Source organism: Cupriavidus sp. 05T41 (assembly GCF_056396525.1).
The window spans coordinates 1-15,374 of sequence record NZ_JBFTLQ010000128.1 but is presented as its reverse complement, the minus strand read 5'-3'; the positions used below and the strand labels follow the sequence as shown (position 1 = coordinate 15,374).

Here is a 15,374-nt window from a genome sequence, read left to right as displayed (position 1 = left end):
CCACGCCGCCCGGCCAGCCCGCGGCGACAATCGCAAGCAAGCCGGCCAGCCCGGCCGCGCCCGTCGCCCCGAGCGCCTTGCCCACGCGCGGCATGCGATGGCCTTCCATGCCGCGCCCGATACTGCGCCGCGCACCGCCCGGCATGCCGCCGGCTACCATGTCTGACCACTTCATAGACTCAGTCTTCCTGCTTGTCGCCATCTGCCGTGGCCTCGAAGCGATAGCCATGCGAATACACCGAGGTCAGGCGCACGCCGTTCTCCGGCCGCAGCGCCAGCTTGATGCGCAGGCGCGAGATATGCGTGTCGAGCGTGCGCGAGCCCGCGCCGATGGCGCGGCCCCACACGGCCTGCTCCGCCACCTCGCGCGATACCAGGCGCCCCAGGTTGCGGAACAGGAACAGGGCCAGGTCGAACTCGCGCGGCGAGACCTCGGCCTTGGCGCCGCCCACTTCCACCGTGCGCGCCTGCGTGTCGACCCGGTAGCTGCCCACGTGGAGCACCGCGTTGTCCTGCTCTGCCTGCGGATAGGTGCGGCGCAGCAGCGCGGATACGCGCGCCACCAGTTCGGCGCGGCGGATCGGCTTGATCATGTAGTCGTCGGCACCCGCGCCCAGTCCCGCGACGATGTCCTCCTCCAGCGAGCGGCTGGTGAGAAACAGGATGGGCGGATTGCGCCCGGAGTTCTGCCGCACCCAGGTGACCACCTCGAAGCCGCTGGTATCGGGCAGTTGCCAGTCCACCACCAGCAGGTCGAACGACTTCTCGCGCAGCGCCCGCAGGAAACTGCCGCCACTGGCGAAGCATTCGCACTGATGGCCGGCCGAGTTMAGGATCTGCTGGATCAGCTCGGCCTGGCTCTTGTCGTCTTCCACCGAAGCTATTTTMATACCTACCTCTATACGCGCCGCGTGCGCCCGGCGCCGCAGCGGCAAACATACGAACCGGCGTCCCCCTGCGCGCCCGGGCCAAGACCGGCCAGGCACGTGCTTGAAGGGTACAGCTTCGGGGGAAGCCGCGCCAGCCAAGGCGCGGCGGGCTGCCGGGGCCCTCTGGTCATTGCAGCATGTAGGTCTCGTACTCGAGCCGGTCCAGCTTGCGGTCGAGCAGGTAGATCGCCAGCGCCACCACCACCAGCAGCGAGACCGCGAAGCCGTAGCCGTACCACGCCGGCCCGAACTGCAACGTCAGCGAAGTCAGTGCGAGATTGAGCACCACGAACAGTCCCGACAGCAGCAGTACCTCGCGGCGGCGGTCGAGGTAGAAGTAGATGTTCAGCACGCCGAGCAGCACCACCTGCAGGCTGGCGCCGATCACGTCCACGTACAGCAGCGGCAGGTACAGCTCGGAGATGCCCAGCAGCGCCAGCACGTAGCGGCCCACCACGAACAGCAGCAGCGCGGCGATGGCCTGCACCTTCACGATCTCGTACAAGCCCAGGCGGATCGTCTGCACCATGGTGTTGCGCATGTCCTCGATATGCTCGAGCGAACTGCCGCCGCGCACGGCGTTGTAGAACGCGTCGTAGTATTCGACGAAGTCGGTCTCGATGCGCACCAGGAACACCGCCATGCCGGGGATGATCGCCAGGTAGGCCAGGAACACCGGGATGTCGTAGATGATCGATGCGTGCAGCGGCCCGATCACCTGCTGTCCGGTGGATGGCGCGTACCAGAACATGAACTTGTCGAGCCAGATGCCGAGGTTGTAGAGCAGGCCGATGGCCATCAGGCTCGGATAGGCGTTGCGGCGCTGGAACACCTCGAACGACATGAAGCGCTGGCTGGTGTAGTTGCGATAGATCAGCACMACCATCGCCGTGAGCAGGCTCAGCTGGCCGGCGACGAAACCGGACAGCAGGCCTTCGAGCCCGTAGTTGCGCAGCGCCAGCGCAGCCGCCACGGTCAGCGTGTAGCCGAGCAGGAAGGTCCATACGATGGCCTTGTACTGCTTCATGCCCGAMAGGAAGATCACCGCGATCCAGATATTGCTCATGACCACGAAGCCCGCGATCATCAGCAGCCGGTACAGCACCGATTGCTGCCGGAACGCAAACAGCGCGCACGCCAGGCCGATCGCGCCGGCCAGCACCGTCACCAGCAAGGCCACCGCGTGGAAATTCGACAGCACGAGGTGGGACCGCTTCTCGAACAGCCGGTCCGACGTGAAGCGCGTGAAGGCCAGCTGCATCGGCCCGGTGAGTATCAGGCTGACCGCGATCAGGTAGGTCACCGACACCTGGAATTGCGTCACCAGGCTGCCCGGCACCACGAAGGGCAGGCTCAGCACGCCGATCAGCAGGATGCCGACGATCGACAGCACCCACGGGCCGGAACTGATGATGCCGGCGTAGGCATAGGCGCCGAGCATGCCCGACAGGCTGTCCCGCCGCAGCATCTTGCGCAGTTCGAAACCAATCCCCGCCATCTCAGCGACCTCCCTTCATGGGGCAGCCCGCGGCCTGGGCCGCCGTCATGGGCGAGCCGGCCGTTGCGCCCGGGACGCCCGCGGGCGCCCCGGGCGGCTGCGCCATCAGGCGCGTGTACAGCTCGCGGTAGCTGCCAACCATCATCTCCTGCGTGTAGTAGCGCTCCACGCGCTGGATACCGGCCTGCTGGGCGGCGTGCCAGGCCTCGGGCGAGCCCAGCAGGTCGATGGCCTTCTGCGCCAGCGCGGCCGGATCGGCAATGCGCACCACCGCGCCCGCGGCGCCCAGCCCGGCGTCCTCGCCGGGCTGGCCGAAGATCAGTTGCCGGCACGAGCCCACATCGGTGGTCACGCACGGCACGCCGGCGGCGAAGCCTTCGAGCACCACCAGCGGCAGCGCCTCGGAGATCGAGCTCAGCACCAGCACGCCCACCTTGGGCAGCAGGTCGTCGATGCGCTGGAAGCCGAGGAACCTGACGCGATCGCCCAGCCCCAGGCTCTCGGCCAGGCTGCGGCACTCGCGCGCGTACTCCGGATCCTCGTCCTCCGGGCCGGCAATCCAGCCTTCGGCATCCGGGTACTGGCGAACCACCGTGAGCATGGCGCGGATAAAGGTCTTGATGTCCTTGATCGGCACCACCCGCCCGATCAGGCACAGCACCGGCGGCACGCCGGGCGCGCGCTGCGCGCGCAGCGCCGCCAGCCGCGGCAGGTTGATGCCATTGGGAATATTGCGCGTGCGCGCGGCGCTGGCCCCGTCGGTGACCTGGCGCTGGCGGTTGCCTTCGTAGAGCGCCACGATGGTGTCGCCGGCGTCGTAGCACACGCGGCCAAGCGTTTCGAAAAAGCGCACCCACAGCTCGCGGAAATAGCTGATCTGCGAGATGTCGCGCTCGAACACATTGCGGTTGTCGCGGATCCACTGGCTCTGGAACAGGTCGATCTTGCGTTCCTTGGTGTAGATACCGTGCTCGGACACCAGCAGCGGGCGGCCCGTGCGGTAATGCAGCATGGCGCCGAGGAAGCCGGCATAGCCGGTCGACACGGTATGGTAGACCTTGGCCGGCAGCAGGTTCGTGGCGACGCGGGCAAGCTGCCACAGCGGCTTGTGCATGATGCGCACGGTCCAGAAGTAGTCCGTGAAGGACGGGTCCGTGCAGTACCGCCGGTACTGTTCCGTGATGGTCTGCCAGGCGTTGCGGCTGTACAGGAAGGCGTCCTCCGACAGCCTGCCGCCGTCGCTGAGTTCAGGCATCAGCGCGCGGATCAGTTCTCCGGCCGCGGCCTCCTGCCCCGGCTTGCGCAACACCTCGTGCAGGCGCGCCGAGGCGGCAAAGGCGGTGGCGTCGCCAGCGCTGCCGTGCACCAGCGGCGGCGGCGCGAAGTCGTACAGGAAGTGGGTTTCCAGGTGCACCACGTTCTCGGGCAGCGCGTAGACCATGTTGCCGTAGTCTTCGCGGCGGCTGCCGATGAAGACGATGGCGAAGCGGATTTCCGGGAAGGCCCGGATCATCTGGTTGACCCAGCTCGACACCCCGCCGCTGACATACGGGAAAGTGCCTTCGAGCAGCAGGCAGACGTCGGCCGAGTCGGCGCGGGGCAAAGGGGTATCGCTCATGATTGCCAGTAACGCAGCATGGGCCGCACCAGGGGCAGCGGCGATGGGCTGTCGAACGACAGCAGGAGGGCGCGCACCGCGGCATAGTCGCGTTCGAGGTAGGCGGCTTCGGCCAGCAGCGGCAGCGTGCGCTCGCGCGAGAAGCCCAGCCGCTCGGCGCGCTGCAGCCACTCGCGCGCCTGCGCGGGTTCGTTGCGGGTCAGCGCCAGGCGCCCKCGCATGTACCACAGGCCCGCCTGGCTGCCGTCCACCTCCAGCGCGGCGCGGGCGTGGCGCTCGACCTGGTCGGCGGTGTAGCGATAGACGTCGCCCTGCACCAGGTTCTGGTAGATCAGTTCCCAGTACAGGTCGGCCACGCGCTTGTGTATCTCGGCGCGCCCGGCGTCGTCGCCGGCGTCTTCGAGACGCGGCAGCTCGGCCAGGATCCGCTGCGTGAGGTGCTTCTCGGCGCCGTCGAGCATGCCATAGGCCAGCAGGCGCACGTCGTCGGCGCTGTCGGCCAGCAGGTCGCGCAGCACCGGGCTGGAGGTGCGCGCCGGCATCGACTGCATGGCCACCAGCGCGGTCATGCGCTCGGGCAGCGGTGCGCGCGTGTTGCCCAGCTGKGCGCGCAGGCGGGCGCCGCCGCCGTGCGTGACGCGCGAGATCAGGTGGGTGACGAACACCGGCAGCCCGACCAGGCCGATGCCGCCCGCTTCGTTGCGCCCGGGGAACAGCCGCGCGATCAACAGGCTGCCCACGCAGACGACGGAACCCGCCAGCGGCACCAGCAGGCAGAACGCKAACAGGTAGCCGTAGCTCCATGCGAACGGCACGCGAAAGCGGCGCGGCAGCAGGCGCCACAACACCATGGCGATCATCGCGGCGGACAGGGCTTGCATGCCCAGGAAGGTCAGCAGCAGCGCGGTGCTGTTGCCGGCGCGCGCCAGCAACGCCAGGGCGGCGATTTGCGCGGCGACGCCGCCGATGCCGAGCTTACCCACGGCCAGCCTCGCCCAGTGCCACCGGCACCGGCACCGGCGCCGGCTGTACATCCACCTGGCAGCGGTGCAGCAACCGCACCAGTGGCTCGACCGGCGCGCTGGCGGGCACGGCCAGCGTGTGCACGCCGATGCGCGCGGCCTCGAAATCGGTGCCGAACTGGGCGCGCAGCATGTCCTCGATGCGCACCAGGTAGGCCGAGGCGGCCTCGCTGCCGGACAGCGGCATCAGCGTGAGCAGCGCGCGCTGGTGCGCGCTGCTCAGCGGCCATGCCACGTCGAGCGCGCGGCGGCTGCRGATCACCTGTTCGAACAAGGCATCGCGCGATTCGTCCAGGTCGAACACCAGCGCCACGATCGTGCTTTCGATGCCGCTGTCGCGGCGCAGGCGCGACAAGCGCGCGTAGTCCAGCGCGAAGTCGTACGGGCAGCCGGGAATCGCCGCCGCGATGGCGCGCGTGGAGACCGCATGCTCGACGCCATCGGCGTAGTAGCCCATCAGCACCATGAGCAATTGCAGGTTCTCGTAGCTGAGCGACAGGAACGGMATGCGCTCGACTACCAGCAGGCCGACCAGCTTGTCGGCGCCGGACAGTACCGGCGCCACCGCCACGTAGCGGGTCTGCGGGTGATCGGCCGGCTGGCGCGCCACGCCGCCGCTCTGGAGGTGCGCGAGCTGCCGCGTCTCCAGGCAATGGCGCACCAGCACGTCGTCGCGATCGAACTCGAAGTCCGGGCCGATCCGCGCCGATGCCTCGGCGTCAACCGTATCGCCACGCACCGCGTAGAGCGCGGCCGCCTCGAGCTGGCAGGCCTGCGCCACCACCTGCAGCATCGGGCGCGCGCCCACCAGGAGGCCGCCACCGCCGCCACTGTCCTCGAGCKATACCGCGCGCATCTGCGACAGCGTGTCKCGCAGCGTGGTYGGCTTGGCCAGCAGGTCGTTCTCCAGGCGCGCATGGGACACGCGCAGCAGGTAGTGGTTCTTGGTGAGCGCGGCCAGGCGCTCCTCCAGGTAGCGGTTGAGGGCGCGTGCGCGTGCCAGCCGCGTGCCCCAGACATCGCCGAACTGCCCGGCCACCAGCACCGTCAGCAGGCCGCCGAGGAAGAACAGGCGCGGGAACTCGCCCGGCTGCGCCCCCATCTKGTGGAAGAAGAACCAGCCACCCAGCATCATCAGCACGCTGCCCACGCCGATGAGCGTGCCATAGCGCAGCGCCAGGATCAACGGCAGCAGCCAGGCCCAGGGAAAGCCGAGCCCCAGCAGCAGGGGGTTGCCCGGCAGCACCAGGTAGCCCGCGCCCAGCGCCAGGACCATCGTCACCACCAGCTCGACCAGCGCGACCGGTCCGCTCGTGGCAGGCGCGATCAGCCGCAGATAACGGCCGCCCGCGCCAATGCCCTGTCCTTCCCGTATCTTGTCGGCTGTATTGGCCACGATCGCGCTCTCCCGCGTCTCAACCCTGGCGCAGCGGCGCCAGCAAGCGGCGCAGCAGCTTMTGCGCGGTGCCGGACAGCGATTCGCGGCTCCAGCCGCTGTCGCTGCCGGTGGCGGACCACACCACTTCGCCCGTGCTCACGTCGAGCAGTTGCAGCGAGATGCCCACCGCCGGCTCGCCGTCCACGCCGACCTTGTAGCGCCATTCCTGCACGGCGCCGGTCAGGGCGTAGCGCACCTTCTGCGTACGCGCCCATTCCAGTGCCTTGCCCACCGCTTCGCGCTCGGCCGGCTCGAACAGCGTTTCCGGGTTCAGGCTGGCCGGGTAGCGGCGCACGCTGGCGATGCCGCCGGTCTTGAGCAGGCTCTCGGCGATGGCCTCGGCGCGCAGGCCGGCCTGCGGCGTCTCGGTGTAGTTGACGATAGGCAGGACCGCCAGTGCTTCGCCGGCGCTCAGCGCAGGTGCGCGGCCCACATCGGTCACCGCGCAGCCGGCCAGGCACAGGGCCGCGCCCATTGCGCCGCACCAGCCCAGCAGGCGTGCCACGCGATGCTGCTTCTTGCTAGTTGTTTCCATGACGCTTTTCCCCTAAACGATTGAATCCCGATTGCATGCGGTGAACCGGCGCGGCGTGGTGCCCGCCCGGACTAGAACAGCCATCTGTAGCGCACGCCGACTTCGGTCAGCGGCGTGCCGCCATTGCGCGCGGCGGTTTCGTGCTGCACATACATGGACAGGTGATCGTTGCCGAAGACCGTGCCCGCGATGCCCAGCTGCGCGCGGAAGTTCTGCCCCGCGCGGGTGTCGTGCAGCAGCCCGAGCTCGGCGAACGGCCGCCATTTGTGCGTGTAGTCGTCGAGCAGCTCGGTGCCGAAGCCGACCGTGACGCCGGCCTGCGTGAAGCCTCCGGGCATGTAGAACGCCGGCGTGGCGGCGTCGCCGGCGGGCACCAGCGTGGCCAGCTTGCCGCTCAGCGTGCCGCCGCGCGTGTTGTAGCTGGCATGGGTGCCGACCATCCGCACGGTGTAGTCCGGGTAGGCGGTGCGGATGCGGTAGCCCAGCTCGACGTCGTACACCACGCCGTTGCCCAGCGACGAGCCATCCTGCCCGCGGAAGCGGTTGTACTCGACGCGCGCGCCGGCGAACTCGCGCAGGCCGAAGTTATAGCTTGCGCCCAGCCCCAGCACGTCCTTGGCGCCGCCGACGCGCAGCGCGGCCGATTCGTCCGCGTTCTGGTTCAGGCCGGCCACGGTGGTAAAGCTCACGCGGTTTTCCTCGCGCCACGCGCCGGTGAAGCGCGCGGTGGTCATGCTGTCGAGGCCGTCGCGCCGTCCCACGGCGAGCCGCCAGCGCTTGTGCAGATCGCGGTAGCCCAGCGAGAGCTCGCCACGCTGGTCGGAGCCGGGCACGCCGGTGAGCTGGGCCTGGTCGACGCTGCGCTGGCTGCGCCAGACGCCGCGCAGGTTGAGGTCATAGCCATCCCACAGGCGCACGCCGCCGGCCAGGCTGTAGTCGAAGTAGGCGAGCGGGCTCTGGCGCTGGTAGGTCACGCGCGGCTCGATGGCCTGCGCATTGAACAGCAGCGTGTCCTGCAGGGTTTCCTGCAGCTTGTCGTCGGCGCGGGCGATGTCCTGCGCATCGAAGGCCTGGGTCTGCGCGGCGCCGAGGCGGCCGAGCTGCACGTTGGCCTCGATCTGGTTGTCCACCGGCACCCGGCCGGCCTGGCGCTCCAGCACGCGGTCGAGCGCGTCCAGGTCGCCGCCGGCCAGCGCCAGCGTGACTTCGGCATAGGCCGGGCGCAGCAGCTGGCGTGCGTACTGGCGGGCCAGCCAGGCACGCGCGAGCGCGTTGGACTCGTTCGACAGCGCCCACGCCAGCGCCACTTCCCTGGCCGCGGCGGAGACCACCGCCTGCTGGCGCGCCTCGCGCTGCGCCATGTCCTGCGGCAACCTGAGTTCCAGCGGCGGCAGGCCCGGGATCTMGCCCAGGCGCGACTTCGGCGCGGCCGGGCCGGTCCAGTCGGCGGCGCGGGCGCCGGCCATCACGCTGCGGTCGGCGCCCAGCATCTCCATCACCAGCCGCCGCGAGACGTCGCCCGAGGCGAAGATCTGGCCCAGCGCCACGGTCTGGCGCCGCAGCTCGGCCKGGGCCGGGCCGCCTTGCGCGTCCGCTTCCTCGGAGGCGGGGCCGAGCGCGCGCGGGTCGGAGGCGCGGCGGCCCTGCGGGCTCTTGTCGCTGTGCAGGTCGATCCAGGCCTGCCGGCGCAGGCGCCAGCCGGTGTCGGTCTGGCCGATGGCGTCGCAGGCATCGGCGGCGAGTCCCAGCCAGAGCGGGTCGGCGCTCTTGCCGCTGGCCATCTTGCGCAGGTAGTGCAGCGCGCCGCGGCCGTCATGGAAGCGCATGCTGCCGGCGGCGAAGGCGCCMCACAGGTCCGGGTTGTCTTCGGCCTCGCCCCTGAGGCGCAGCATCATGGCGCGCACCTCGGTATCCGGGCCCAGGTCCACCAGCGACCACATCAGCGCGGCCAGCGTCTCGCTGCCGGCGTCGGGCAGGCTGGCGGCGCGGCGCAKGTCGGCCAGGGCCTGGTCGCGTTCGCCGCGCGCGCGCAGGTATTCGGCGCGCATGGCGAGGAAGCGGCTGGCCTKCTMGGCCTGCCTGAGCTGCGCGGGCGTCATGGCCTGCAGCAGGCTGGCGATGCGGTCGTAGGCGCGCGCGCGGGTGTAGTAATTGATGGCAAGCTCGAGCGACTCGAGCTTGCCGCCCTTGCGCCAGCCGGCTTCGGCGATGCGCCCGGCATCGATGGGCGAGCTGTCGTAGAAATCGATCAGGTTGGAGAAATCCGATTCCTCGCTGTCGCGCACGTCCTCCAGGCAGTGGTTGCGCCCGGCGCCGGGCGGCATCTTCAGGCAGTGGTCRTCATGTGTCCCGGCCATGGCCAGCGTCAGTTGCCGGTAGCCCTGCTCGAGCAGGTCCTCGCGMTGGTTCAGGCGCGCCAGTTCCGTGAGCGTGCGCCAGAAGTCGATGTCGGTGGGGCCGGCGGCGGGCATGGACGGCACMATCGCCTCCAGCGCCTGGCGCAGCGCGCCGCGCACGTAGAGCAGGTTGGCCCGCTTGAGCGCGTATCCCGGGCGCGGGCCGAAGCGTTCCTGCAGGGACGTGTACAGCGCGAAGGCGCGGGCGTCCTTGCCGGCGCGCTCGGCCAGCTCCGCCTGCCGCTCCGTCACCTGGCGCGCGTTGGGGCCGCGGCTGAGGCTCTCCAGGAAGGCCATGCCTTCCTCCGGCTCGCCCAGCCGCTCGTAGGTAGCGACCACCTCGTCCACGGTGGCGAGGTCGCCGGTGCCGGCTCGATGGCGCAGCGCGGCCAGATAGGCGCGGTCGTCGTTCAGGGCCGGGGCCAAGCGCAGCACCGCCTTCCAGGCGGTCTCGTCGTTGCTGGCCTGCGCATACTCGAGCCAGCTCTTGAGCGCGACCGTGGGCTGGCGGTTCCACTCGGCCACCTGGGCCAGGCGCTCGCGCCAGCGCGCCGAGCCGGGCAGGTGCTTGACCGCGGTCTCGGCCACGCGCTGCGCGTCGTTCAGCTTGCCGGCCGCCAGGAAGACCTGGAAGGCGAGTTCGTAGTCGTCCGCGTTGAAGGCGCGGTCGGCCGTGTCCGGGTCTGCGGCGGCGGGCGCCGCGACGGCGGCCGGGGCGGCCGGCCTGCCCTGTACATCGGCCACGCGCCGCAGGCGTGGCATGCCGGCTTCGCCCATGGCGCGGCGCAACGCCAGCCCGMGCGGTCCGTCGAGGAATACCACGCCTTGCGCGGCCCACGGCTGGCTGCCGGCGATGCCCCGAATCCCCGCCCGCTGCGCGGCGGCGCCCGCGGGCATGCCTTGCACGCTCGGCGGCTGGCGCAGCAGCCGCTCGACGTAGCGCGCGGCCTGCTCGGGGCGGTTGGCGGCCAGCGCCAGCCTGGTCAGGTAGCGCAGGACTTCCGCGTTGTCGAGCAGCTTGCCGCCGCGTTGTTCGGCCTGGGCCAGCGCCTGGTCCAGCAGGTTGCCGGATTGCAGCGTCTTCAGCCCGGCCAGGAACAGCCTGCGCTGCTCGGCCGGATCGGTGGCGCGCGCCTGCGCGCTGAACAGCGCTTCGGCCGCCTGCTGGTAGTCGCCGCCGGCAAGCGCCGCCGAGGCGGCCTGCGCGTTCCACAGGTCGGCGCGGGCGGGATCGCTCCTGGCCAGCGCGCGGTAGAACACCTGGGCGGACTTGAGCGCATTGATCGCGCGGGCGGTGGTCGCCAGGTCTTCGAGGTCGGCGCGCGTCCATGTCATCAGCGCGGCCTGGCCGAGCAGGCCGGCAAGGTGCTCCACGTGCTGGTTGCGCTCGGGCGTGTCCGGCGGCGCGGCAAAGGCGCGCTGCTGCGTGATCTCGATGCGGGTGCGCAGGATCTGGCCGGGCAGGTCGGCGTCGGCGGGATTGCGCACAGGGCCCTGGCGCGCGGCGTTGTAGCGCGCTTCGAGGTGACTGAGCATGCGTTCGGCCTCGTCCAGCCGGCCGGTGCGCGCGTATTGCTCGGCCAGCACCGCCATGAAGCCGTTGTCGTCCGGCGTGGCACGCCACCAGGCCTCCAGGTAGGCCATGCTCAGGCCATCGACCGCGCGGCCTTCGCCCAGCAGGCGTTCGCGCAAGGTCTCGCGCGGGAACATCAGCGCCAGGCCGATCCCCACCATGGCGGTGAAGGTCAGCACGAACGCAGGCGGCAGCAGCCGCTCGCGCTCAGGCGCCGCAGGTGATTTCAACGCTTTGCTTGGCATTGCCGGGATTGGAGACGGGCGTGGTGTCGAAACGCAGCGTGCCACGCTCCCGCACGCCCGCTACCGCCTTGCCGTCGATGGCAACCCGGCAACGGTCTGCGCCGGCGAGGCGGAAAAATGGCCTGGTGTAGCCGCTGAAGTCAAAACGGATCTGTTGCGCGCTGCCCTGGCCACCGCGCCGCCAGCCGCGCACGAAGCCGCTGGCCTCGACGATCTCCGGCACCGCCGGCATCCTGGCCGCGTCGTCGCGCATCACGATGCGCGAAGCGCCGTCGACGAGGTGCACGTAGACGCCGCCGCCGGGCGCCGGCGAGGTGCCGGTCACATTGTGCGAGCCGGCCACGTMGGGTACGCCGGCGCCGGTCCAGCGCACATTGCGCAGGTTGCCGTCGCCGCGCACGATCCACGCGGCGGGCTGCCTGCCGTCGCCGCCGGCGCCGATCTCGCGCGCCACCGCCATGCCCTGCCAGTCGATCACCTTGCGCGCGTAGTCGCTGGCGTGCACCGGCATCAGCGGCTGGTTCAGCGCGTAGTCGTAGACCTTGCGCAGCGCCTTGAGGGAAGCCGCCTTGGTACCCGAGTAGCTGTGATAGTAGATGTTGACCGACTTGAAGCGGTACGGCCGGTCGGTCAGCTCATAGGTCTCGATCACGCGCTCGAAGCCATAGAACGGGCCGTGCCACAGGTTGGTGTAGACGTTTTCGTTCTGGTTKGGCGCAAAGACCTGGAAGGTGCCGTCGGCCTTGTTCACGCCGATCGGCGAGATCGCCGTCCAGCTAGGGTTGCTGCGCGTGATCAGCGTGTCGCCGCCGTTCATGTTGAGCACGCCAGCCTGGTCGGCCAGCTTGATGGCCTCGGGCGGGGGCTGGCAGTCGCCCGACCACAGCAGCATGCTGACCGGCTTGCTGGCGGGCGCGAGCGTGCGGTTGATATAGTCGATCGAGCCGCCGATCTCGCGCCGCAGGTCCATCTGGTAACCKGKGATCGCGAGGTGGTAGTCGTCGTCGCCCTCGGTGGGGTTCTGCGCGTGGGTGCCGTCGGGCACGGTGCGGCCCCATTCGAACGGGTGCGAGTAGGTGTGGCTGGCCACCTCGACGTACGGCTGCGCGAAGATCTTGCGCGCGATCGGCTCGAGCTGCGCGGTCAGCTTGGGGTACATGCCGTCGCTGGCGACTTCGCCCTGGATGATGGACATCGTCATCGGCAGGCGATAGCGGTCCCAGATCTCGCGGAACAGCACTTCGCCGGAGAAGCCGCCGCCGGGGATCTCGGCACGCGAGGCAAAGCCGTCGCCGTCGACGTGGATGGTCAGCAGGCGGCGAGCGTTCTCGGTGGTGACGTCCGGCACCGGCATGGCCGGCAGGCGCAGCGCCTCGCGCAAGAAATCCAGCGGCTGCACGACCCAGCGGTTMTGGTCGTTGGCGCTGCGGCGCACGGCGTAGGGGCCGAGCACGTAGCCGCCCCAGGGCGTGATGGCGGCGGCGTCGTAGGTCAGCGTGCCCGAACGCAGGCGCAGTAGCGAGCGAAAGCCCGGGCCGTCGCCCACCTGCACGGCAGCGGCCTGGGTGCGGTCCGGCGCCACCGGCATCTCGAAGCCCATCATGGGATCCTTCGATACGACCTCGGCKGTCTTGCCGACCTTGCCCTTGACCGCATTGAGCTGCAGCGACGAAGCCAGCGAGCCGCCGATGCGCGCGCCGAAATCGTTCAGGAACACGACGGGGATGCCCTGGCCGACCATGCGCTGGATCCAGCCGGAGAAACGGCCGGGCTGGTCGCGCACATTGCCGCCCATCCAGACCACGACGCCGGCGTAGCGGTCCGGGCCGATCTCCGGCAACGGCTGGCTGGCTTCGGCGAAGTCCACGCGATAGCCCAGGTAGTTCAGCGGCATCGCGACGAAGCGCACGCCGGCGGAGTCGTCGATCGAGACGCCGGCCTCGCGGTCMTGCACCACCAGCACGCGGCGCGGCATGACCTCGATGGCGCCGATGCCGACGGCCTGCAAGCCCGGGTCGGCCACGTAGGGAATGATGTCCAGCGCGCGGATGCGTGCGGCGGTGTCGCGCGCGCACTTGCGGTCGGCTGGCGGGCAGTAGTCGATGGAAATCACCGGCAGGCGGTATTGCTCGCGGATGATGCGGGCCTGGCCGAGCAGCCAGTTGCGGTCGGCTTCGCTMACTTCGGTGTAGCGCTTGTTGCCCTGGTCCCAGCCGCGGTACAGCGACTCGAACGCGACCGCGTAGGCGAGCTGGTGGACCTGCGGCAGGATCTCGAAGCCGCGGTTGAAGATCAGGCGGGCGTCGGGGTAGCGCGCCTTGATGGCGCGGATCACGGCGACCATGCCGGCTTCCTGGCTGGCGCGCGCCGCGTCGGTCTTGGCCACCAGCTGGTAGGAGTCGAGCGTGTCGAGGAAGAAGCCGCGGTAACCGCGCTCMCACAGCGGCGCAATGACCTTGTCCACGTAGAACGGGGGCCAGCCCGGCGCGGCCTGGTCCACCACGCGGGCGCCCCAGGCATCGTTGTTGCCGGTCAGCCAGGCCTTGGGAAGGTCCTTGAGGTAGGAGCGCGACGGCTCGACCTCGCCCACGCTGACGTAGGCGAACCAATCGGTACCGGGGGTAGCGGCGCGGCGCGGGTCGAAACCGCTGTCGGGCTCGACCACCGCGATATCGAAGGCCTGCAGGGCATCCACCGGCGGCTTGCTGCCGTAATGGAAGGCGATATTGGGCGCGCGCGCGCCGGGGACTGCAACCGCTCGTGCGGCCGCTTGTCCGCCCGCTTGTCCGGCCACCTGTCCGGCCACCTGCGCCTGCGCCGGGCCAAGCCAGGCTGTGAATACGGTCAGCAACGCAGCAAGCCAGGCCMACGTCATCGTCGTGCCCGCACTCGCGCCGCACAAGCCGGCCATGCGACGCATGAGGCCGTCCAATCGCAACAATTTCACCTACTGACCCCTGTTGTTCTTCATTCTTATGCCCGTCCCGGAAGAACCCGCCTGTCTGACTTGCGGCACCGTCCTTGCGGTGCCCGGCAAGCGATGCGTTCCAGGCGTGAATGTTCCGTTGCACCCGCGCTGCCCGAGTCCCGGGCAGTCCCCTGCGGTTCATTTTTATGTGCTTATTTAAGCACTAAATCGGCAGATTCTGAAGCATGTGGATGGTCATGCCTATAAGTATTTAGGACTAGGGAGATGCGTAATGACGTAATGACGCAATGACGCATGCAATCTCCTGTCGCACCCGGGCAGCATGCCCGGTCCTGCGAAAGCCGCCGGCACGGAAGGACGCCAGGCAAACCCGCGCTCCGCGGCTGCAATGCGTTGATGACCCTGAGCACGCAGGCGAACGGGCTTGCTGTCCGTCCGACCCCGCGCGGCAGTCTTCCGATACGGAAATGCAAAATGCCGGATCACCGTTTTCTGCATTTTTATTGTTTTGCGCACTGACGACCATAGCACGGCGTGGTTCAGGCAAATCGCCKGGTAGCCGCATAAACAACAGAAACGGGCTGCGCGCCGGAACGCGCAGTGCTGCCTTGGCCGGCACGACAGCGAAGCGAATGGTAGGTCACTCGTTTCAAACCTAATGTCAACAATTGTCACGCCGGGCGACGACGCGGTTTTTGCAGGCTGCCGCTGTGTAGAATTTTCCCAAACAAGAAGACATCTGCTCGGCGGCCACCTCGCACCGGACCACGCTCCGGCCGCGCGCCGCATTCGGAAATGTCGAAAGCCAGCTCGTGGCGCAGACGGGCCGCGCGCATGCGCATGGCTACCTTCGAAGGCAAACAACGGCGCGTCRCCGACGCGCCGCACCCCATGGGGAACGCATGCTGTCAGATGAGAGCACTGCCGTGATGGCACTGCTGGTCCTGTTCACCGCCATGCAATGCATTCTCTCGGCCCTGATGCTGGCCCTGCGCCGCAGCGCGGCGGGCCGCGCCTGGGGCGCAGGACTGGTACTGGCTTGCGCCGCTGGCCTGCTGGTGATCGACGCGCGCAGCGGGCCCGCGTGGTTCCTGCTGGTGGCGCCGGCGCTGGGGCTGGTAGCCCAGTTGCTGATCCAGCGCGGCATCACCCTGACCGATGGCCGCACGCCGGCCGCGCCGGGGTCGCTGA

8 protein-coding genes and 1 pseudogene are annotated in these 15,374 nt (G+C 69.5%); 1 reads left to right on the top strand and 8 read right to left on the bottom strand.

The annotated features are described in order from the left end of the window. Positions 1-179: 179 nt before the first annotated feature. The 8 genes from AC1DKV_RS37985 to AC1DKV_RS37950 form a co-directional block, all read right to left on the bottom strand. Positions 180-890: a response regulator transcription factor gene (locus tag AC1DKV_RS37985; RefSeq protein ID WP_441611985.1), complete on the bottom strand. Its 711-nt coding sequence runs from the start codon at positions 888-890 to the stop codon at positions 180-182. 166 nt (positions 891-1,056) lie between these two features. Beyond that, complete coding sequence (pelG, locus tag AC1DKV_RS37980) at positions 1,057-2,427, bottom strand: exopolysaccharide Pel transporter PelG (protein ID WP_441611984.1); 1,371 nt, start codon at positions 2,425-2,427, stop codon at positions 1,057-1,059. A 1-nt stretch (position 2,428) separates the two neighbouring features. Then, a complete protein-coding gene (gene pelF / locus AC1DKV_RS37975) occupies positions 2,429-4,045 on the bottom strand; it encodes a GT4 family glycosyltransferase PelF (RefSeq protein ID WP_441611983.1) in 1,617 nt (538 codons plus the stop codon). After that, a complete protein-coding gene (locus tag AC1DKV_RS37970; protein WP_477139473.1) occupies positions 4,042-5,028 on the bottom strand; it encodes a tetratricopeptide repeat protein in 987 nt (328 codons plus the stop codon). Before AC1DKV_RS37970 ends, pelF begins: the two co-directional genes overlap by 4 nt. Beyond that, positions 5,021-6,463: a PelD GGDEF domain-containing protein gene (locus AC1DKV_RS37965; protein WP_477139472.1), complete on the bottom strand. Its 1,443-nt coding sequence runs from the start codon at positions 6,461-6,463 to the stop codon at positions 5,021-5,023. The genes AC1DKV_RS37970 and AC1DKV_RS37965 overlap by 8 nt, the downstream gene beginning before the upstream one ends. Before the next feature lie 19 nt (positions 6,464-6,482). Beyond that, a complete protein-coding gene (locus AC1DKV_RS37960; protein WP_477139471.1) occupies positions 6,483-7,040 on the bottom strand; it encodes a penicillin-binding protein activator LpoB in 558 nt (185 codons plus the stop codon). 71 nt (positions 7,041-7,111) lie between these two features. Continuing rightward, positions 7,112-11,254: a tetratricopeptide repeat protein gene (locus AC1DKV_RS37955; protein WP_477139470.1), complete on the bottom strand. Its 4,143-nt coding sequence runs from the start codon at positions 11,252-11,254 to the stop codon at positions 7,112-7,114. After that, the gene (locus AC1DKV_RS37950) at positions 11,217-14,129 is read right to left on the bottom strand and encodes a bifunctional glycoside hydrolase/polysaccharide deacetylase family protein (RefSeq protein ID WP_477139474.1); all 2,913 of its coding nucleotides are present in this window, start codon (positions 14,127-14,129) and stop codon (positions 11,217-11,219) included. The genes AC1DKV_RS37955 and AC1DKV_RS37950 overlap by 38 nt, the downstream gene beginning before the upstream one ends. A 956-nt stretch (positions 14,130-15,085) precedes the next feature. On the opposite strand from AC1DKV_RS37950, the pseudogene AC1DKV_RS37945 reads away from it, so the two are divergent. Then, positions 15,086-15,374 (top strand): annotated as a pseudogene (locus AC1DKV_RS37945) (GGDEF domain-containing protein); the annotation flags it as partial.